The 20,335-nt window shown below is 38.0% G+C and carries 15 protein-coding genes; 5 read left to right on the forward strand and 10 right to left on the reverse strand.

The features are described 5' to 3' along the window. Positions 1 to 134: 134 nt before the first annotated feature. From ACZZZC_RS14415 to ACZZZC_RS14435, 5 genes are all read left to right on the forward strand, one after another. Positions 135 to 497, forward strand: a complete 363-nt coding sequence (locus ACZZZC_RS14415) for a hypothetical protein (RefSeq protein ID WP_463482678.1) — start codon at positions 135 to 137, stop codon at positions 495 to 497. After that, positions 488 to 1,291: an MlaE family ABC transporter permease gene (locus ACZZZC_RS14420; RefSeq protein WP_463482679.1), complete on the forward strand. Its 804-nt coding sequence runs from the start codon at positions 488 to 490 to the stop codon at positions 1,289 to 1,291. Before ACZZZC_RS14415 ends, ACZZZC_RS14420 begins: the two co-directional genes overlap by 10 nt. 4 nt (positions 1,292 to 1,295) lie before the next feature. After that, the gene (locus tag ACZZZC_RS14425; protein ID WP_463482680.1) at positions 1,296 to 2,066 is read left to right on the forward strand and encodes an ABC transporter ATP-binding protein; all 771 of its coding nucleotides are present in this window, start codon (positions 1,296 to 1,298) and stop codon (positions 2,064 to 2,066) included. A 2-nt stretch (positions 2,067 to 2,068) separates the two neighbouring features. Further along, positions 2,069 to 3,040 (forward strand): MlaD family protein, encoded by a 972-nt coding sequence (locus tag ACZZZC_RS14430; protein ID WP_056850009.1) that lies wholly within the window; start codon positions 2,069 to 2,071, stop codon positions 3,038 to 3,040. Between the two features lie 249 nt (positions 3,041 to 3,289). Next, positions 3,290 to 3,469 carry a hypothetical protein gene (locus ACZZZC_RS14435; protein ID WP_463482681.1) on the forward strand — a complete coding sequence of 60 codons (180 nt, stop codon included), beginning with the start codon at positions 3,290 to 3,292 and terminating at the stop codon, positions 3,467 to 3,469. A gap of 18 nt (positions 3,470 to 3,487) precedes the next feature. Here the strand turns inward: ACZZZC_RS14435 and ACZZZC_RS14440 are convergent, their stop codons facing one another. The 10 genes from ACZZZC_RS14440 to ACZZZC_RS14485 all read right to left on the reverse strand — a co-directional run bounded on the left by ACZZZC_RS14440 (position 3,488) and on the right by ACZZZC_RS14485 (position 20,322). Further along, the gene (locus ACZZZC_RS14440) at positions 3,488 to 4,135 is read right to left on the reverse strand and encodes a response regulator (protein ID WP_463482682.1); all 648 of its coding nucleotides are present in this window, start codon (positions 4,133 to 4,135) and stop codon (positions 3,488 to 3,490) included. A gap of 133 nt (positions 4,136 to 4,268) precedes the next feature. Then, on the reverse strand, positions 4,269 to 5,240 hold the full coding sequence (locus ACZZZC_RS14445; RefSeq protein ID WP_463487474.1) for a PorP/SprF family type IX secretion system membrane protein: 972 nt from the start codon (positions 5,238 to 5,240) through the stop codon (positions 4,269 to 4,271). Between the two features lie 14 nt (positions 5,241 to 5,254). Continuing rightward, a complete protein-coding gene (locus ACZZZC_RS14450) occupies positions 5,255 to 6,547 on the reverse strand; it encodes a gliding motility-associated C-terminal domain-containing protein (protein ID WP_463487475.1) in 1,293 nt (430 codons plus the stop codon). 9 nt (positions 6,548 to 6,556) lie between these two features. After that, complete coding sequence (locus ACZZZC_RS14455) at positions 6,557 to 9,115, reverse strand: hypothetical protein (protein WP_463487476.1); 2,559 nt, start codon at positions 9,113 to 9,115, stop codon at positions 6,557 to 6,559. 11 nt (positions 9,116 to 9,126) lie between these two features. Then, positions 9,127 to 9,633 carry a hypothetical protein gene (locus ACZZZC_RS14460; protein WP_463487477.1) on the reverse strand — a complete coding sequence of 169 codons (507 nt, stop codon included), beginning with the start codon at positions 9,631 to 9,633 and terminating at the stop codon, positions 9,127 to 9,129. Between the two features lie 8 nt (positions 9,634 to 9,641). Next, positions 9,642 to 16,781, reverse strand: a complete 7,140-nt coding sequence (locus tag ACZZZC_RS14465; protein ID WP_463487478.1) for a beta strand repeat-containing protein — start codon at positions 16,779 to 16,781, stop codon at positions 9,642 to 9,644. Next, positions 16,750 to 16,998, reverse strand: a complete 249-nt coding sequence (locus ACZZZC_RS14470) for a hypothetical protein (RefSeq protein ID WP_463487479.1) — start codon at positions 16,996 to 16,998, stop codon at positions 16,750 to 16,752. Before ACZZZC_RS14470 ends, ACZZZC_RS14465 begins: the two co-directional genes overlap by 32 nt. A 520-nt stretch (positions 16,999 to 17,518) precedes the next feature. Further along, positions 17,519 to 18,133, reverse strand: a complete 615-nt coding sequence (locus ACZZZC_RS14475) for a Crp/Fnr family transcriptional regulator (protein WP_463482688.1) — start codon at positions 18,131 to 18,133, stop codon at positions 17,519 to 17,521. 113 nt (positions 18,134 to 18,246) lie between these two features. After that, entirely contained in the window at positions 18,247 to 19,095 is an 849-nt protein-coding gene (locus tag ACZZZC_RS14480) for a TIGR02757 family protein (RefSeq protein ID WP_463487480.1), read from the reverse strand. 87 nt (positions 19,096 to 19,182) lie between these two features. Next, positions 19,183 to 20,322 (reverse strand): cystathionine gamma-synthase, encoded by a 1,140-nt coding sequence (locus tag ACZZZC_RS14485; RefSeq protein ID WP_463487481.1) that lies wholly within the window; start codon positions 20,320 to 20,322, stop codon positions 19,183 to 19,185. Positions 20,323 to 20,335 lie beyond the last annotated feature (13 nt).

A 20,335-nucleotide genomic window follows, 5' to 3' on the forward strand; every position in this document is an offset into this window, starting at 1 on the left:
TAAGCGTTAAACTAACGACTTACTCAATTTCCCTTTATTAAATTGGATACTGAAGTGCCTAATTTCGATTTCAAAAATATTTCGAATACTTTCCATCTAAACAAACAATTTCCCTAGCTATCTGTATTCTTAAAATGAGAATAATTTTGGCGCTTCCAATTGCTCTTTTAGCCATCGCCTGTCACAATACCAATCCAGAAAAGGGTTCGGGCGGGAATAAAGTCGATAAGCAGGTCACATTATCAAATGATGCGATTGTAGATTCCACCAAAGCACTGCTGGATCAATCTTTCGAATTGGACCAGAAACATATCGACGGAATGATCTCGAATACTGAATATGATCAAAATAAAAAATCTTTAATGACTACCTTTAATGTGCTTTATAAAAGTTTGTCTCCAGCCGATACGCTAAAAGTGACCGAGTATCGCATTCAGAAAGAGGCAATAATTAAAGAAGATTCTACCAAAAAGACTAAAGCATCAAGATGGGAATAGAAAAAGTGGAAGATCCCAAAGATCATCCAAAACCTGTTGGAAAATTCGCTCAAACATTCATCAACCTCTACGAGGTTTTCCGTTTTATTGGCCGTTTTTTTAAGGAAGCATTTTTGCCTCCGTACGAGTTTAAGGAATTAATGCGTCAATGTTACGAAATTGGTTATCGTTCAGCTTTATTAATTTCAACCACCGGCTTTATTACAGGATTGGTTTTTACAAAACAATCGCGTCCATCCTTGTCAGAATTTGGCGCAACATCCTGGCTCCCATCGTTGGTGGGAATTGCCTTATTAAGAACCCTTGCTCCGCTGCTTACAGGCCTAATTGCCGCTGGAAAAGTTGGTTCGAGCATTGGTGCGGAGCTTGGATCAATGAAGGTAAGCGAACAAATTGACGCCATGGAGGTCTCGGCGACAAATCCATTCAAATTCCTGGTATCAACCCGGGTAATGGCCGCTACCATTACCATGCCCATACTCACCTTTTATACAGCAATGGTAGGCATGTTGGGTGCCTTACTTAACGTGTCCGTTAACGAAGGCACTAGCGCAACTACATTTTTTCAAAGCGCCTTAGAAAGCATCACTTTCCTCGATATTATTGCATCAACCTTCAAAGCCATTCTTTTTGGTTTCACTATTGCAATAGTCGGTTGTTATCAGGGTTACAATTCATCAAAAGGCACTGAAGGTGTAGGTAAAGCTGCTAATTCATCGGTAGTAACGGCAATGTTCCTTATTTTTATTGAGGAAGTAGTTTGCGTACAAATTTTCAGTTTGTTTAACAGCTAATCGCATGGTACAAAAAGAAATCTTAAACAGCACCGAAAAGGTGATCGAGATCAAAAATCTCTATAAGGCTTTCGGCAGCTACCAGGTATTGGAAAATGCTTCTCTCGATCTTTACAAGGGAGAAAATTTGGTGGTTTTGGGTAAATCCGGAACAGGAAAATCCGTGTTGATTAAAATCATCATCGGTCTGCTCAAACCAGATTCAGGCCTGGTAAATGTATTAGATCATGTTGTAGATGATATTTCTTACGAACAATTATTGGCACTCCGCCTTCGGGTAGGTTTCTCTTTTCAAAATAGTGCGCTTTATGATAGTATGACGGTAAGGGAAAACCTGGAATTTCCTTTGGTAAGAAATCGCAGGGATTTGAGCAAACAGGAAGTTAAAGATTTAGTGGAAGAAATGCTTGATGCAGTGGGGTTATCGCAAACCATCAATCAAATGCCTTCCGAGCTTTCCGGGGGACAACGAAAAAGGATTGGAATTGCCCGAACGTTGATTTTGAAACCGGAAATCATGCTTTATGATGAGCCTACTGCAGGGCTGGATCCAATTACATCTAAAGAAATAAACAAACTGATCAATACCGTACAGGAACGTTACCATACCAGCGCAATCGTAATTACCCACGATTTAACCTGTGCTAAAGAAACCGGGAACAGGGTAGCCATGTTGGTCGAACGTAGTTTCGAACGTCAGGGATCTTTCGACGATATTTTCAATTCCGGAGATCCGCAAGCACAACCATTTTTTGATTATAATTTTATACAGTAACCATGAACGATAATAAGAAGAAAATAACTGTTGGAATATTTATTGCCATTGGCATTTTGATATTCGTTTTTGCCATTTTTACTTTAGGTAGCCAAAAGAAAACCTTTGTTAAAAGCTTTACCTTGAGTGTTGTTTTTAACGATATCCAGGGATTGAAAAAAGGAAACAATGTATGGTTTTCTGGTGTTAAAATCGGCACAATCAAAAAGATTGAATTTTTTGGAACCTCACAGGTACGCGTATTTCTGAGCATAGAAGAAGATGTGCATAAATACATCCATAAAGATGCGGGTGCAAGCATTGGTGCCGATGGTTTAATCGGAAATAAAATTGTGGTGATCACCGGTGGAAATCCAAAATTTCCTTTCGTGGAAGACGGCGACGTGCTGAAGGTAAATAATTCCTTATCTACTGATGACATCATGAAAACCCTTCAGGTAAACAATAAAAACTTAGTCGACGTAACCGGCGACTTCAAAATTCTTGCCCATAACCTGGTAGATGGAAAAGGTGCTGCTGGTGCACTCCTTTCTGATGAAAAGTTGGCCCAGGATTTTAAAACAATGGTTGCTAACTTGAATAGAATAACAGCTTCAACTGCGCAAACAGCACAAAGCTTAAACACATTCGGGAAAACACTGAATACCAAAAATGGCTTAATGGATAAAATGATGACGGACACGGCGGTATTTGCTAAGCTGGAACGCTCTGCCAGCACACTACAAAAAACTGCTCAATCGGCATCTGTAATGGCGGCTAACTTAGAAAAGGCTTCTGGAAAATTAAATAGTAACGATAACGCAGCAGGTTTACTGCTTAACGATGCTAAAACTGCCGATCAGGTAAGGGCAATTATGATCAATCTGGAAAAAAGCAGCAAGAAGCTAGATGAAGATTTAGAAGCTTTACAAAGCAACTTCTTGCTTCGCGGTTTCTTTAAAAAACGTGCCCGTGATTCAGTAAAAAACAAGTAAGAGATACTTCAATCGTTCATTATCCCAAACGCTGGCAAAATGATGAAGAAATGGCTATTGATTATTGGAGCAATTCTGATCCTTCTAATCTGCTTGCTCTTTACCCAAAGAAAGAACTTGCTGGAAATTGGAACAAGTCATGGAACATCTAAAAGTCCGTTAAAAAGATAGGCTCTCCTTAGATGAATCGCAATTAGCTAAAACTTTTAACTTTCGAGCTTTGTTAAACAGTTAAATAAAAGAATTATCATGGAAACGAAGGAAAAAGATCAAGATAAAGGGAAAGCTAAAACTTCAGGAACATCGAAAGAGAAAGCAAGTTTTGACCAGAATGGAAAAGGTGCTTCCGAAAAATATGGCCAGGCAGGAGATAGTCCTAACGAATCTGGTGAAGAAGGTACTGGAACAACAAATGAAAATAAAAAATAAGGATGCTTGGAGCAATCCTTATTTTTCGTAGATGCTCATCTTCTCGGCAAGTTCAATAATACTTTTAATTTTCAGCTTTTGGAACAACCTTAATTTATAAGTGCTTACAGTTCCCATTTGCAAATTAAGTTGATTGGAAATTTCCAATACGCCTACACCTTTGGTCAGCAATTCGGCAACTTCTAGCTCTCTTCCAGATAATTTTGTAAAAGGGTTATCTGCATCGTTACCTAAAATACTATTAAACATATTTTCTTTTACGTTGCGGCTAGAGTAACGGCTGCCCGCTAAAATGGTGGTAATAGCTGTTACAATTTCAGACTCTTCAGCGTTTTTAGTTAAATAACCCGACGCTCCTGATTTTAAGTAAGGTACCGCGTAAATGTTTTCATTTAGGGAGGAGAACACCAATATTTTAGCATTGGGTTGAACCATTTTAATTTGATCGATTACCTTTAAATTATTGCCTCCAGGCAAATTCACATCGATAATGATTAGGTTAGGTGCTTTCTCGGTTTCTATTAGCGCTTGCTCTAGTGTTGCCGCATGGATAATTTCTACTCCAGCCCAAAAATCAGATATTAAGCTTTTTAAACCTCTGCGAATAATCTCGTGGTCATCGGCAATTAGCACAGTAAAGGTACTTCCAGTATTCTTTGCTTTCATGTTAATTAGATATTTTGCAATTTAATAAATTGTTTCGTTTTTATAGTGTTTTGTCTGTTTTTTTATTCATAAAAAGACACTTTTTTATCAATTTAATCTGTAAATCTTATCTTACAGATTCCAGGATATGTATCTAAAATACCCTAGGTGTAGCCATTCTGATATTTGGCCTGATGAAGGAATAGGCAATCGAAATTTCATGTGTGCCTCCGCTATAGCCTTGCAACGGACCGATTGAAAAATCATATCCATAACCTATTCTTAACCTTTCGGATGGAAAAATCTGAATCGCGGCTACTGCCGAATTCCGTTGAGATAAATCTTTTTGAAGATAACTTTTATCGTAAAGCTTCACACCTGTACGATATGATCCGCCAACCCACAAAAATTCTTTGATCATTAAAAAAGCATTCACATCCAAACTCGTTGGTCCGCCCCTATCATCTTTTAAAAGGAAAGAAGGCTTAATCTGGAAATCCTCATTTATCGGGAACAAAGCACCAGCAGTTAAATAAAAATGTGGCTTTGGCTGTGGTATAAACGCATAACGATCAATATCAATATAGGCAGCAATTAAATTATCAGCAGAAAAACCTGCATAAAATTTATCGTTTGCAAAATATACACCTGCTCTGGCATCGGGCAAAATGGTACTCTGTACACCAACTGGCTGAAAAGGTTCTGGATCGTTTGGGTTTAGCATCGAACCATCAATACCCAATTGAACCATACCAACCCCTAAACCTAAAGCCAACCGAGAGCTACCATCATTATTCAATCTAATACGGTAAGCGTAGTTCCCATATAAGGCCAGATTGGTTTGTGCTCCCAGTTTATCGCTAGATACCTGAAGCGCCAAACCTACATTTCCATCGTTCGCAATAGCATCTACGGCTAACGACATACTTTTCGGTGCACCAGTAATCCCTGTCCATTGACTGCGGTAAAAGCTGTGAACATTCAAAACCTCTTTATACCCCGCATAAGCCGGATTAATATAGATGCCATTGAACATGTACTGGCTATACTGTGCGTCTTGCTGGGCAGAAACTGGTTTTACAAAAAACAAGATGGAACACCCGATTAATAATAATATTTTTTTCATTCTCACGATATCCATTAGTTTTTAAATGCACGAATTAACGTGATGTATCCCTTAAATACCTGCCAAGGCGAAGAAGCATTTTCTTTAACTCTCAACAAATAATAGTAAGTACCTTCATTGAGGCCTTCGCCAGTCCAGTTATTTTGATAGTTACTTGATTTATAAACTTCGTTACCCCAACGGTTTACAATAACCAGATCGTTTTGCGAGAACAAGTTAAGACCACGGATTTCGAACATATCGTTGGTACCATCACCATTAGGTGTAAATAAGTTTGGTATAAATAGATTGCTCCCGGAAATAGAATGCTTGGTAAAAAAAGCTCCATTTGCCGCCATATCTGCTCCAATAAGCACACTCGACCGGGTATGAACACCTAACGATGGGTTTGTCCCGGCTACGATATCCCAGTTGGAATTGCCTAAATAGCGGGCAATGGTTGCGGTGGCATCAACGAATTTAGAACCGTTTGTATTCTGATTGTGTTGAAGTGTAATCGTGGTTTGAACAGGTACTGATGAATAAATATTCCAGGTACGATCCATTCCCTGAACAGTGGTTATTCCAGGAAGGTTGGCACCCGTGTAATTTTGTACACTGACATAAAGTTTGCCTGCTGCCTGAGGAGTTAACGTTGCGGGAGTATAATCGCCTTCAGCAATACCAACTGGAAAAACAAAGGTTGAACTCGCTGAAAACTCTTTCACCATGTGCCCGGAAATACTGTTACCGGTGACTACCATTCTATTTTGGCTATAATTCGTAATTTTTCCGGCATCGTTAAAAACGAGGTTGCTGCCATTCAAGATAATGTTGGCATTGTTTTGAGCCAAATCTAAGGCACCCCCAATATTAAGCGTGGCTGCAAGCACACCCGATGGATTAGCTGTTCCATAACCTGGATCAGCAATATCACTCAGCGTAGCACTGTTTCTATTGTGATGCTCGATTAATAGATTGATGAAATTACTATTGTTTCCATCGATCATCGTTGAACTTGATGGCATATCAGCATAAAATGGATTGTCTACAGGATTATAAATTACAATCTTACCCGAGCCAGAGAATTTTGCTCCAGGTGCAATCCAAATGTTTTTACTATAAATTTCCAATGTTCCATCGATAACCCAGTTTGCATTCGGCCCGAAATAAGTACCTTCCGCATAACGGCTTTCCGTATTTCCCACCGAAACAATTACAGCAGAATCATCTACAGTTTTACTTCCTGCGCCGGTTTGCGCATAAATTTTTGCAGTTCCAATAGACAGAAAAATCAAAAGTAGAATAGGTATAATTTTCTTTATCATTTTCTGAGATTAATTTTTGATGATTTTTGCCGGAAGCATTGGATTAGTGATGATATTACAAAGTCGCACATCCATTATCGCTTCCGCAGAATACATTACACAACTATTAGCTGATGTTAGCTTTGCTCTAATTTTCAATTGATCAATATCAATAGAAGGATTATCAATGGTTAGAGTAGATCCGCTTGGCACCAATTGATTTTGAAAAGTTGCAGCAGTTAATGTTGTCCAGGCGCTTGTTGTGGTATTGAAATATTCCCAACTCACCTGGTTGGCATTGCTTTGAATAACTAAAGTCTGGATGTTGTCAGCACAAACAGAAAAATCTGTTAGGTTTTGAGTGATTACAGGCATTGCATAAACTTCTACAGTAAAGCTAACTTTTGGACCATAGCAGGTTACATTATTCTGCGTTGCACCTTCCGCTACCTGGTAAGTGTAAGTACCTGCTGCAGTTGGCGCCGGCGGATTGGTTAAAGGTGTTGTACTATTGTTATCGAAGTAATACAATTGATAGCCCTTGGTCGATCCTACAGATGACAATTGAACGTTAAGCGGTATCGGTGAGCCGACACAATATTGAATATTTGCAGCAGTTGGTTGAGTACTTACTATCTCTACTACCGTTTCTAAACTTAGGTAACACCCTATAGGCATTCCACTTAAAACTGCATAATATTTTGTTGCTATTCCAGTAGGATTTACAGCAAAATTGCCGGTAACCTCTGTAGCTAAATAGCCCGCTGTTCCTGGCTGTTGAGTATAAAACTTCGTTCCTGCGGGATAACTGGAAGTGATGGTAGGCCGAGGAATTACATTATTTACTACTGAACAAAATGCTTTAAATTGTTTAGAACCATTGATTACATCATTAGGACAAGCGTTTAAAAATGCCTGTGATGGTACAATAGTTAAAGTAAAAGGATCGCGAATTGGGGTGTTACCACAATCGGAATTGTAACCGATAACAAATCCATTATTAATGGGAATGCCTGAGTTGGTTCCAGTACCTGTAAAAGTTCCATCAAGATTGATAGATAAACCACATGCGCCACCAGTTTTAAGAATTGTACAATCATTGGTGACCCGGATGCTATATTTCAGTTGCGCAAGGATCGTATTTGGGTCTGTTGGCTTAATCAAATTACCTACTGTCCACTTCAATACCCCTCCTGGCGTAACGTTCGGGTCTGTTGCACCTGATGGGTGTGACCAGGTAACCGAGCCGCTTCCTACAGTTACGCTCGAGCTTACATAATGCGCATTAAATGGTATTGGTATTTCTACAACACCGTTACTAATAGGCTCAGTACCTTTATTATAAATTGTTGAGGTAAACTCTATGTTTTGATTTGGATCTACTGTACCTCCGTTGAGAACGCTGGATACATTTGCATTAAAAACCTGAACCTCCGGAATGTAAGCGTCAACGGCAAAAGTAATGTTGAAAATATTATAATAATCTCCACTGGACCCATAACGAAAAGATGTAGCGGTTTGATTATTATTAATTAATACATTACCAGTATTATTGAGATTGAACATAGCGATGTCAATCCCATCATTATCAACATTATTAGGAACCCTCGGGTTTCCTCCCGTAAAGATTGAGGAGTTGAAGAAATTATTGGTACTGTTCGATCCGTGAGATAGGGCAGTGAAGTTACCGGACAGCCTTTGTTGAATACTAAAATAATCACCGGTTAAAGATCTATCTCCTTCACCCGCCATCATTCCCATTTTTATATTTACGTTACCATTCTGTACAGCTTGAAATCCAGAAACATCTAATGTTCCGTAATTACTACTGGAAGAAGAACCTTTCACATAACCAAAACCATCGAACACCGTAATGTTGCGCCAAGGTAAAGCCGCATTTTCGTAAACAATCACGAGTCCCCAACCAGAATAATAACCAATCCTAGGATTGCTAAGACCATCTGAACCCTCAAAAGTTGCTATGTTGGCTACAGCGTAGGTACCTGTTTTTGCAGCACTCACTAAATCAGTTACATCATAAAAGCCCGCATACATTCCCGAAACATCCGATCCACCATAAAAAATATCAGTGGCGGTGAGGTCAACATAATTTGTTGCGCCTGGCACTTTAAATTTTACAGTTTTTTTGTTCATGCCATTGCCTGCATTCCCAACCTTACTAAGCACATCTCCCGAATTATCATCCCCTCTACCTGTCCAATAAAGACCAGCGAATACAATTTTTGTACAGGCTAAACTGGCGTTAGATGGTAGCACAAAATCAGCAGATGATGAGTTTTTAATACTCGTATTTAATAAGTCCCCTGGCAATTTATTAAACACCATATTAGAGGCATTATCCGGCCCGGTAGCACTTTTGGCATTTGCGTTTCCAATCATATTAAAATCTCCTTGGAGATTATAAATAGATTTACCTTGATAGCTCCCGGGTGCTAACGTAGAAATTCGTGGTGTGAACGCTTTCTTCACCAACGCTTGAGAGAACGCTTTGAAATTCAGACCAAGTAATCCAAGAATTACTATAATTCTTAATCCAGCAGTTAAGTTTATCTTTGAATTGATTTTCATGGCTGCTTGTATTAAGAAGATGTATTTGTTTTGTTAAGGATAACTTGTATTTGATCTGATAAAGCGGAAGAAGAGAGTAAATCTGCTAGAAGTTGCTTTACTTCTTCCACGCTTATTCCATCACTACTATTAATCAATAAATACTTAAGATTTGGAAAACCAGCTAAGTAACTATCGTCAAATTTAAATGCTTTACCCTTTTCTATATTCAATGAAATTACTTCTACTGTTTTGTAAGATTTTGACAACTCTGTGTTCTTAAGCTGTTCAATTTGTTGGTAGTTTAATTCCACCGTTTTAAACGAACCTTTGTCAGCCCACAGCAGGATTTCTTTACCAATTTCAGAAATAAAAATTTTAGGTACAGTACCAAAAAACAACATATTAATTTCATCCTTTTGTGTGGATGAAAAATCCTTTACGTGCTCAGTGTATGTCTCGATTTTAGTAAGCTGTGCTTTCGCTTTAATAGTAAAGCATAAAATCATTACCAATATTAATTGTGTTAATCTTTTCATGGTTTTGATTATTTAACAACAAATACAATGTTAGCGAATGATGTAGTTTTTGCTTTTCCGGTTACGTTATAGGTCATTATACCATTCGCATTAACCGAAGTAACCGTAATTACCGCAGCATCTACATAGGTAACATAGTATTCTAAATCTGTAGGATTTAACAGGAATGGAATGCTCTTCGCTGACCCGGTACTATTCATTGTACCTGGAACATTTTCAAATTGGGCCTTATAAAGGTTATAAAGATTTACAGTTTTTCCGGTGCTAATTGTTGCGACATCCAATACGATTGATGGCATATAAAACCACTTAGGCATAGCAGCATTGGCCAGTTTCAAAACTCCACTTGTTGGATCAGCCACTACAATTTTATCAGTCGTTGTGCCTGTTGTAGGTAAACCAGCGATAGCTAGAGTGTTTGATCCGTTTGTAGTAATGGCAGTTGGTGTAGTTAAAGCACCTCCAAGCTGAATATTGTTAGCTGTTTTGGTTAAACCATTGTTTGCAGTAGTATTGTCTCCCAATGTTGATTGATCAACCCACTGAGTTGTTCCAGCAGCATTTGTAATTAAAACCTGCCCGGTTGTTCCAGTTGTGATTTGATTATTAGTCACTTTACCCCCAATATTCGAGAGTGTTAAATTTGCTTCCACAACATCAACAGAAAATGCTTTCAAGGCAGCCCCTACCGGAGTTCCGCCTAACACTACTTTACTACTTCCAGCAGTAACATTTGCGCCAGTTGTAATCGCAGCAGCATTCACTGAAAGTGCACCATCTGTAGCAACAACTACTGAACCATTACCTTGTTTAACTACTCCTGAAGCAGTACCATTTGCTGTAGCAACGCTAACCGTATAAGCTGTATTTCCGGTTGCATTTGGAGCAGGCGGCGTTACCGAAACATTTGTACCTGCAACAACTGTTGTTGTTTTTTGTGCAGCCTGTATTGCAGGAGTTAAATCTAAAGCTGGCGTTGTGGCTTGTCCATTTACGGTACTGATTAATTTATTATTTGCATCAAGTGTTAAGGTATTGGAATTGATAATCGTAACACCTGTTCCTGTTGTTCCATTTACGGTTGTAGTTAATGTATTAAGGTTTGAGCTATTGCTCACAACCGTCGGCGGAACAAGAGTAGATTTATCTACCCACGAACCAACATTCCCTGCACCAACTACCATCACTTGCCCGGCTGTGCCACCTTTAATCTGGCTTGCATTCAAGTTTAATTTTGTTTCATCAACATCTATTGAGAAAGCTTTCAATGCTGCTCCTGCGGGAGTACCGCCTAATTTTATTTTATCACTGCCAGTAGTAACATCTTTCCCTGTAGTAATTGTATTTGCATCAACAGTTAAAGTACCAGTTGCATCGATGGCCAAACCTGTACCAGGCTTAACTGCACCAACAACCGAAGTAGTAGCCACATTAGTATTCACTACATAGTTAGTGTTTTTTCCAGCTGTGCTTGAAGTAACTGTAGTATTCACACCATTCGATAAAGAGGTTGTGAATTGTCCGGCCTGTATCGCACCATCATTTACTTCTACTTTGTATGCTGTGTTATTTCCAGCTAAAGTTGAACTAACCGTAGTCGTTGTACCATTCACTACTGAACTTGTTTTCTGAGCTGCAGCAATTGCTGGGGCTAAATCTAAAGCTGGTGTAGTAGCAATTCCGTTAACTGTACTGATCAATTTTTTGTCAACATCTAGTGTTAACGTATTTGAATTAATAATATTTACTGCCGCTCCTGTTTTGCCATTTACAGTTGTAGTTAAGCTATTCAAATTTGAAGTATTGCTTACTGTGGTTGCATCAACTTTATTAATCCATTCCGTAGCAGTTCCAGCGGCATTTGTTGTTAATAATTGTCCAGCTGTTCCTGGCTTAATAGAAAGACTAACATCTTTAAGCGTTGCTCCATTACCACCTGTTACATTAATATCAGTACCAGTGATTGCTTTTGTGCTGACTACACTTGCATCAGTAATGGCTTTATAAGTTACGTTTCCAGCAGCATCTGCAGTAGCTACTTTGTTTGCATCAGTTCCATCAGGTGCTGCGCCGAGTTTTGTCGCCGTCACCGCTTTATCTTTTATGTTGATGGTTACATCTTTTAATAATGAAGTAGCAGCATTTGCGGATAAAGATAAATCTGTAGAACTTAAAGCTTTACCGGTAGTGATTGCAGCAGCATCAACCGAAAGTCCGCCATCTGCAGCCACTACAACAGAGCCATTACCTTGTTTCACCACACCTAATGTTGTACCATTTGCAGTAGCAACGTTTACTTTGTATTGATCGGCTACAGTGCCAGAACCGGTAACAGTTGTATTGTTACCGTTCACCAATTTAGTCTCAGCACCAGTTACCAACGTAGTTAAACCAGTGTAGGTTACATTTCCAGCTGCATCAGCTGTCGCGATACGATTTATAATGGTGCTTGTTCCAGCTGTTAACTTAGCTGCCGTAACATTTTTATCTTTGATATCTGAAGTTTCAACCGCATCATTTGCAATTTTAGCAGTTGTGATTGCATCATCGGCAATACCTAACTTCACGTCTTTCAAAACTGCGTCTGTTCCGTCGCCGGCCGGAGTATTAATTGTAATTCCATCACCGGTAATCGATTTTTTATTCGCAAGCGATGTTGCATCAAACGTTTTGTAAGTTACACCACCTGTTCCATCTGCAGTTGCCAACTGACCAGCAGTAGCACCATCAGAATTTAACATGGCCGCTGTAATTGATTTTGATTTAACAGTGGCAACTACATTTTTCAAAGTTGCACCGGTACCATCAGCAAATGTAATTTGATCAGAAGTTAAGTTACCAGCATTCAAAACATCGGTAGCGCCCACTGTAGGTTTTTTACCTATCCAGGCTCCATTTTCGAAAGTTAATACCTGGCTAGCTGTTGGAGCAGTTGCACTCACAGGCGTACCTTGCAATTTTTCAACTTTGGTTGCATTTGCTGCTCCCGTTACGTCTCCTGCTAAAGTAATATTAGCCAGATCAGCTGCGACAGTATATGTTGTTACAGCTCCAGCAGTTACCGGTGTTACAGTTGTACCTGTACCAGCCGCTACAACTGTAGTTTTCTGACCAGCCTGAATAGCATCCTTTAAGTCAACTGGAGCACCTGTTGTACCATTTACAGTAGTTGTTAATGAAGTTCCTGTTACGTTATTACTTACTGTTGTACTGCCAGCAATTCCATCCACTGTTGACCAAACCACATTTCCAGCCCCATCATATCCTAAAACAAGTTTACTCGTACCTGCAGGAGCATTGATTTTTTTAGTTGTGATGGAGTTATCGTTAATTTTAAGATCAGTAGTTTCTAAAACAGCACCAGTTAAAGAATTTGTGTTGTTAACGCTAATAATTCCATCTGTAGTGATGTCCTTTTTACCAGTTAAAGTAGCTGGCGTAAGATTTTGATAAGTCACCACGCCACTTGCATCAGCAACCCCTACTCTTCCCACTGTTCCTGCTCCGGCATCAAGTTTTGTCGCAGTAATCGCTTTATCTACTACCTTTTCAGTAGTCACTGCATTATTTGCGAGTTTAGCTGTAGTAATCGCAGCATCTTTCACTTCAACCTTGTATTCTGTATTTCGTGGATTTGCAATACTTGCAGCAGATGTTACGCTAGTAGTTACACCCTCGACGACGCTAGCCGTTAATTGATTGGCTTCAACCAAATCTTTGACGGCAATTGTTGTTGAAATGCCTTTCGAATCGGTATAAGTTAAAACATTGTTTGTTTTATCATAAACTAGAGCAGTGGTGTTCAATGGCAATGAAGTCACCAAACCTTTCCCGTCTGTGTAGTTTAAAGTGTTCGTTACTTTATCATAAGCCAAAGCGCCATTGTTCAGATCAAGATCGGTTTTCAAACCTTTCTCATCTGTATAGCTTAATTTGTTTGTAGTCTTGTCGTAGGCAAGAACTGTTAAAGTTTCGTTCGCAGCAACCAGATCTTTAATGGCAATCGTTGTTGCAACGCCTTTCGAATCGGTATAAGTTAAAACATTGTTTGTTTTATCATAAACCAAAGCAGTAGTATTCAGTGGTAATGAAGTCACCAAACCTTTTCCGTCTGTGTAGTTTAAAGTGTTCGTAGCTTTATCGTAAGCCAAAGCGCCATTGTTCAGATCAAGATCGGTTTTCAAGCCTTTCTCATCTGTATAGCTTAATTTGTTAGTAACCTTATCGTATGCAAGAACGGTCAAAGTTTCGTTCGCTGCAACCAGGTCCTTGATGGCAATTGTTGTTGCATTACCTTTTGAATCGGTATAAGTTAAAACATTATTGGTTTTATCATAAACCAGAGCAGTGGTATTTAATGGCAATGAAGTCACCAAACCTTTTCCGTCTGTGTAGTTTAAAGTGTTCGTTACTTTATCATAAGCCAAAGCGCCATTGTTCAGATCAAGATCGGTTTTCAAACCTTTCTCATCTGTATAGCTTAACTTGTTAGTAACCTTATCGTATGCAAGAACAGTTAACGTTTCGTTCGCTGCAACCAGATCTTTGATGGCAATGGTTGTTGCATTACCTTTTGAATCGGTATAAGTTAAAACATTATTGGTTTTATCATAGACCAGAGCAGTGGTGTTTAATGGCAATGAAGTCACCAAACCTTTTCCGTCTGTGTAGTTTAAAGTGTTCGTTACTTTATCATAAGCCAAAGCGCCATTGTTCAGATCAAGATCGGTTTTCAAACCTTTCTCATCTGTATAACTCAGCTTGTTAGTAACCTTATCGTAGGCAAGAACGGTCAATGTTTCGTTCGCTGCAACCAGATCCTTGATGGCAATCGTTGTTGCATTACCTTTTGAATCGGTATAAGTTAAAACATTGTTGGTTTTATCATAGACCAGAGCAGTGGTGTTCAATGGCAATGATGTCACCAAACCTTTTGCATCTGTATAGTTTAATGTGTTCGTTACTTTATCATAAGCCAAAGCCCCGTTGTTCAGATCAAGATCGGTTTTCAAACCTTTCTCATCTGTATAGCTCAATTTGTTTGTAGTCTTGTCGTAGGCAAGGACCGTCAATGTTTCGTTTGCTGCAACCAGATCTTTAATGGCGATAGTCGTCGCATTACCTTTTGAATCGGTATAAGTTAAAACATTATTGGTTTTATCGTAAACTAAAGCAGTGGTGTTCAAAGGCAATGAAGTCACCAAACCTTTTCCATCTGTGTAGTTTAAAGTGTTCGTAGCTTTATCGTATGCCAAAGCGCCATTGTTCAAATCAAGATCTGTTTTCAGCCCTTTCTCATCTGTATAGCTTAATTTGTCAGTAACCTTATCATAGGCAAGAACGGTTAACGTTTCGTTTGCTGCAACCAAATCCTTGATGGCAATTATTGTTGCAACGCCTTTCGAATCGGTATAGGTTAAAACATTGTTGGTTTTATCATAAACTAAAGCGGTCGTGTTTAATAGTAATGAAGTCACCAAACCTTTTCCGTCTGTGTAGTTTAATGTGTTCGTTACTTTATCATAAGCCAAAGCGCCGTTGTTCAGATCAAGATCGGTTTTCAAACCTTTCTCATCTGTATAGCTTAACTTGTTAGTAACCTTATCGTATGCAAGAACGGTCAAAGTCTCGTTCGCCTTTACAATTTGGGCGATGTTGATGGTTTGCTTTACTCCGCTATTATCGATATAAGTAAAATTAGCTCCATCATAAAAAACATTACCGCCAGTGTTTTTAACAATATTTTCGATGATCGTTCTTACTGAATTATCATTTGCAATAGTTTGAAAATTTGAGATTACATCAGCTGGGATGTTAATCAAAGTTGTTTTACCGTCTTCTGCAGTGTAAGTGTAAGTTCCGTTTTTATTATCAATTAAAGTAGTGATGGTTTCATTCGCCTTTACAATTTGGGCGATGTTGATGGTTTGCTTTACTCCGCTATTATCGATATAAGTAAAATTAGCTCCATCATAAAAAACATTTCCACCGGTATTTTTAACAATATTTTCGATGATCGTTCTTACTGTATTATCGTTGGCGATAGTCTGAAAATTATTAACAACATCAGCTGGAACGTTAATCAACGTTGTTTTCCCGTCTTCTGCAGTGTAAGTATAAGTTCCGTTTTTATTATCAATTAGGGTTGTGATCGTCTCATTCGCCTTTACAATTTGGGCAATGTTGATGGTTTGCTTTACGCCATTATTATCAACATAAGTAAAATTGGCTCCATCGTAAAAAACATTCCCGCCAGTGTTTTTAACAATATTTTCGATGATAGTTCGTACCGAATTATCGTTGGCAATAGTTTGAAAATTTGAGATCACATTTGCAGGAACGTTGATCAACGTTGTCTTCCCGTCTTCTGCAGTGTAAGTGTAAGTTCCGTTTTTATTATCAATTAAAGTAGTGATTGTTTCATTCGCTTTTACAATTTGAGCAATGTTGATGGTTTGCTTTACGCCGTTATTATCAACGTAAGTAAAATTGGTTCCATCGTAAAAAACATTTCCACCGGTATTTTTAACGATATTTTCGATGATGGTTCGTACCGAATTATCGTTGGCTATAGTTTGAAAATTTGAAATCACATTTGCAGGAACGTTTATTAAAGTTGTCTTCCCGTCTTCAGCAGTGTAAGTGTAAGTTCCGTTTTTGTTATCAATTAGTGTAGTGATCGTTTCATTCGCCTTTACAATTTGGGCAATATTGATGGTTTGCTTTACGCCGTTATTATCAACGTAAGTAAAATTGGCTCCATCGTAAAAAACATTTCCACCGGTATTTTTAAAGATACTCTCTAAAATCGTCCTGACAGAGTTATCGTTAACAATTGATTGGAAATTATTAATTACATCGGCTGGAACATTAATCGTGGTAGTTTTGCCACTTTCCGAGGTATATAAATAAGTCCCATTTTCTTGCTTTACCAAAGAAGTTACAGTTTCATTTTTCTTAACAACATCTTTCAAATCGATGTTGGCTGGTAAGTTGGTGGCCGGATCAATATAGGTGATCGTATAGGTTACAGGGTTATATGTAATACCTGACGCCTGGCCTTGACGAGCCAAAATCCACTGTGTTCCGTCGTTATAGTAAATACCTGGAACAACATCAGCAATCTTTTGTGTGTTGTAAACCATCATACCTGCAGCATGAGCAGAAAGCGGAGCTGGATTTTTCGAATCCTTTCAGCATCACCCTCGAAAATAACAAACCCTTGTTATTACTCTCCAGTTCAAGAATTGCATCTTTGTTTGGTAAATTACTTTGTACAACTGTACCGTCTTTCATTTTTTGCTGAGCAACAGCGCTAAAAATGGTTAATGTAAGACCTAAAGCAAGCAGTAGATTTTTTTTCATTTTGATTAGAAATTGTGAGCGTTATAAATATTCTCAGTTTGTGGTTTAATCAGGTTTAATCCAATTAAAAATTCTTCTTAAAATTTAATTTATCTTAACAAAATTTCAATTTTAAAATATGCTGTATCTCGTTGATTTAAAACCAGTTTTAACATACAAAACAACCTAAAATTGACCCTTTTTTAAGGGCCGCAAAACTAAACTATTTTTTGGATATCCACAAGCACATAATTAGGCCAATTTTAGCGCTGCTATTTGTTCTTTTTTTGTCAAAAACTGTATTACCAATAATACAAACGAGATAAAAATTGACAATATTTTCTAAAAGCAAAATTATTGGACGAAATAGAGGGATAGATTATTTGACAATAATCAACAACATAATAACAAAATGTCGAATTTATATTACAGAAATAGGTTGATTTTGCAATTATTGAGCAAACAAAAAGGGCTAAGTTTTTGTATCAAAAACTTAGCCCTTCTAGAGATATTTGAGGAATTTATTTGTGTAATAAGCTTATTAAATTTTTGCTCTTATTCTGCTCAAAGTTTCCAATCGTATGGCTAAAAAAGATGCAATATGTTTCAATGATACACGATTGATTAAATCAGGGAAAGATAACAAGAATCGCTTGTATCGTTTTTCGGCAGACGAGATGCGGCATAAGAAGGCTCGCTCTTCAGCAGAACGGTAATAAAGCTCCATCATCTTTCGTCCAACAACGTTGGCCTCCGCAAAATTTTCATATAAATATTCTGAAAGCACATGCGGAATAGCAATGAGATCAACATCTTCCAGTGCCTGCAAATATTCTTCTGAATCTCCATCGATCCATAAATTCCTAATCGTGCCCACAATTTCATTCTCCATAGCAATCCAGGTAGTGATTTCAGAAGCCCCATCTTTAATAAACCCTCTTACCACGCCTTTAACTATTAAAAAAAGATATTTATTTCGATCTACAGGAGAAACCAGGAATTTATTTTTCTTATAACTTATCGGAAAAGTATGCTGATTAATGCGCTTTTCAATTTCATCATTCAGCGGATGAAATTTTTTAAATATTGAAATTAATGGAGAAAAATTATTGTATTTCTTCCATCTATCTTGGTCAGATAAATTAACTGCAATCATCGATAAAATATGGGGACAGATAAATTGTAATATCTATTGAAATTACTATGTAAGTATAGGAAGATAGATTGTAAAAAAGAAGCTTTTCTAGACTTTTCTTAATTATAGGGGCATTAAAGCACTTTCTCTACTCCTAACCCGAATAAAGCGAAATCATATTTCACTGGATCGCTATGATCAAACTGTTTTAAATTGTTAGTTAATTCAATTGCCGTTAACCAATCGGTTTGTTTTCTGGTGATTAAACCCAGTAACCGCCCTACCCTATCAACATGAACATCACAAGGACAGATCAAATGCTCAGGCTTTAAAGTTTCCCAAATCCCGAAGTCAACCCCCTTAGTATCCTTCCGCACCATCCATCGTAAAAACATATTTAGTCGCTTACAGGTTGACTTCTGTGCCGGTGAAGAAATGTGTTTTTTAGTTCGGTGAGGAAAATCTTCAAGAGAAAAGAAGTAGCTTCTGAAGTAGTTTAATGATTGTTCAATTGTGAAATTCAAATCGCTTGCAAAACACACTGCTGAAGACATTTCAGCGGAAGGCAAGTCAGACATTGTTTCCAAATAACCATTTTGAAATGCATTTTCGGGAATAAAAGCATGTTCTAAACTATTATATTTCACATAATGTGCTTTGAAAAAAGCTATAAAATAGAGTAGATCTGTATCGTTAAATGTTCTGTGCTTAAATTGCAGGAGCTGTTTCAGATCAGCATCCTGATGATGCAAAACGAAATCATGTGGCGAGTTATCCATTCTATTCAATAACTCTCTGCACTTATTGATGATGGTTTTACGTTGTCCCCATGCCAGAATAGCAGCGAAAAAACCTGCAATTTCAATATCTTGCTTTTTAGCAAATAAGTGAGGAATACAAATAGGATCGTTAGCAATGAACTCTGGTCGATTGTACTGTTCTACCTTACTGTCCAAAAAGTTTTGAAGTGCTAAGAAATCCATTCCATTTATACTAAAAAGTCATCCATCCGATCAGTCAAAAGCAGATCAAATGGATGACTAAAGTTATTAACTTCTTTTTTCAAATGCTTATTTTAAAGCATTTTCTAAATCTTCAAGCAAATCATCGATATCTTCAACCCCTACACTTAAACGCAAAAGGCTATCAATAACGCCCACTTTTTCTCGTTCCTCTTTCGGAATTGATCCATGGGTCATCGTTGCAGGGTGGTTAATTAAAGATTCTACACCACCTAATGACTCTGCCAAGGTAAATACTTTAAAATTTGATGCAATTCTAAAAGTTTCCTGTAAATCGGCTCCCTTTAAAGTGATGGAAATCATACCTCCGAAACCTCTCATTTGTTTTTTAGCAACATCGTGGTTTGGATGATCTTCAAATCCTGGCCAGTAAATTTTGTCCACTTTTGGATGTGATTTGAGGTAATGGGCAATGCGTTCGCCATTTTCACAATGCGCTTTCATCCGCAAATGCAGTGTCTTTATTCCACGTAAAACCAAAAATGAATCTTGTGGCCCAGGCGTTGCACCACAAGCATTATAGATAAACCATAAATCTTTGTACAATTGATCATCATTGGTCACCAATGCACCCATCACTACATCCGAATGGCCTCCAATATATTTTGTAACCGAATGCATCACGATATCTGCTCCCAAATCGATAGGGTTTTGCAAATAAGGCGAAGCAAAAGTATTATCAACTGTTAGTATGATGTTTTTTTCTTTGGTGATCTTTGCTACACCCTCAATATCAACAACTTGCATGGTGGGATTTGTGGGTGTTTCAATCCAAACCAATTTGGTTTTATCGTTAATATAAGGTATAATGTTTTCTGGTTTGGATAAATCTAAAAAGTGGAATTTAATTCCATACTTAGAGAAGATTTTAGTGAACATCCTGTAAGATCCACCATATAAATCATTTCCGGTAATCACTTCATCACCCGGCTGAAGCAGTTTTAAAACTGCGTCTGTAGCACCCATACCGCTAGAAAAAGCCAAACCATATTTGGCATTTTCTAAAGCTGCTAAGCAATCTTCTAATGCTTTACGTGTAGGGTTTGTTCCCCGAGAATATTCATAACCTTTGTTATCGCCTGGCGATTTTTGCCAATAGGTTGAAGTTTGGTAAATTGGTGTCATTACAGCACCAGTTGTTGGATCAGGTTCTTGACCTGCATGTATGGCTTTTGTTCCGAATTTCATTTTTTCTTTTGAG

This window comes from Pedobacter sp. AC212, assembly GCF_979258625.1.

Bases quoted from the DNA above. Each gene is read 5' to 3' on its own strand.
- ACZZZC_RS14415 (WP_463482678.1), top strand. From the start codon at position 135: ATGAGAATAATTTTGGCGCTTCCAATTGCTCTTTTAGCCATCGCCTGT.
- ACZZZC_RS14420 (WP_463482679.1), top strand. From the start codon at position 488: ATGGGAATAGAAAAAGTGGAAGATCCCAAAGATCATCCAAAACCTGTT.
- ACZZZC_RS14425 (WP_463482680.1), top strand. From the start codon at position 1,296: ATGGTACAAAAAGAAATCTTAAACAGCACCGAAAAGGTGATCGAGATC.
- ACZZZC_RS14430 (WP_056850009.1), top strand. From the start codon at position 2,069: ATGAACGATAATAAGAAGAAAATAACTGTTGGAATATTTATTGCCATT.
- ACZZZC_RS14435 (WP_463482681.1), top strand. From the start codon at position 3,290: ATGGAAACGAAGGAAAAAGATCAAGATAAAGGGAAAGCTAAAACTTCA.
- ACZZZC_RS14440 (WP_463482682.1), bottom strand. From the start codon at position 4,135: ATGAAAGCAAAGAATACTGGAAGTACCTTTACTGTGCTAATTGCCGAT.
- ACZZZC_RS14445 (WP_463487474.1), bottom strand. From the start codon at position 5,240: ATGAAAAAAATATTATTATTAATCGGGTGTTCCATCTTGTTTTTTGTA.
- ACZZZC_RS14450 (WP_463487475.1), bottom strand. From the start codon at position 6,547: ATGATAAAGAAAATTATACCTATTCTACTTTTGATTTTTCTGTCTATT.
- ACZZZC_RS14455 (WP_463487476.1), bottom strand. From the start codon at position 9,115: ATGAAAATCAATTCAAAGATAAACTTAACTGCTGGATTAAGAATTATA.
- ACZZZC_RS14460 (WP_463487477.1), bottom strand. From the start codon at position 9,633: ATGAAAAGATTAACACAATTAATATTGGTAATGATTTTATGCTTTACT.
- ACZZZC_RS14465 (WP_463487478.1), bottom strand. From the start codon at position 16,781: ATGATGGTTTACAACACACAAAAGATTGCTGATGTTGTTCCAGGTATT.
- ACZZZC_RS14470 (WP_463487479.1), bottom strand. From the start codon at position 16,998: ATGAAAAAAAATCTACTGCTTGCTTTAGGTCTTACATTAACCATTTTT.
- ACZZZC_RS14475 (WP_463482688.1), bottom strand. From the start codon at position 18,133: ATGATTGCAGTTAATTTATCTGACCAAGATAGATGGAAGAAATACAAT.
- ACZZZC_RS14480 (WP_463487480.1), bottom strand. From the start codon at position 19,095: ATGGATTTCTTAGCACTTCAAAACTTTTTGGACAGTAAGGTAGAACAG.
- ACZZZC_RS14485 (WP_463487481.1), bottom strand. From the start codon at position 20,322: ATGAAATTCGGAACAAAAGCCATACATGCAGGTCAAGAACCTGATCCA.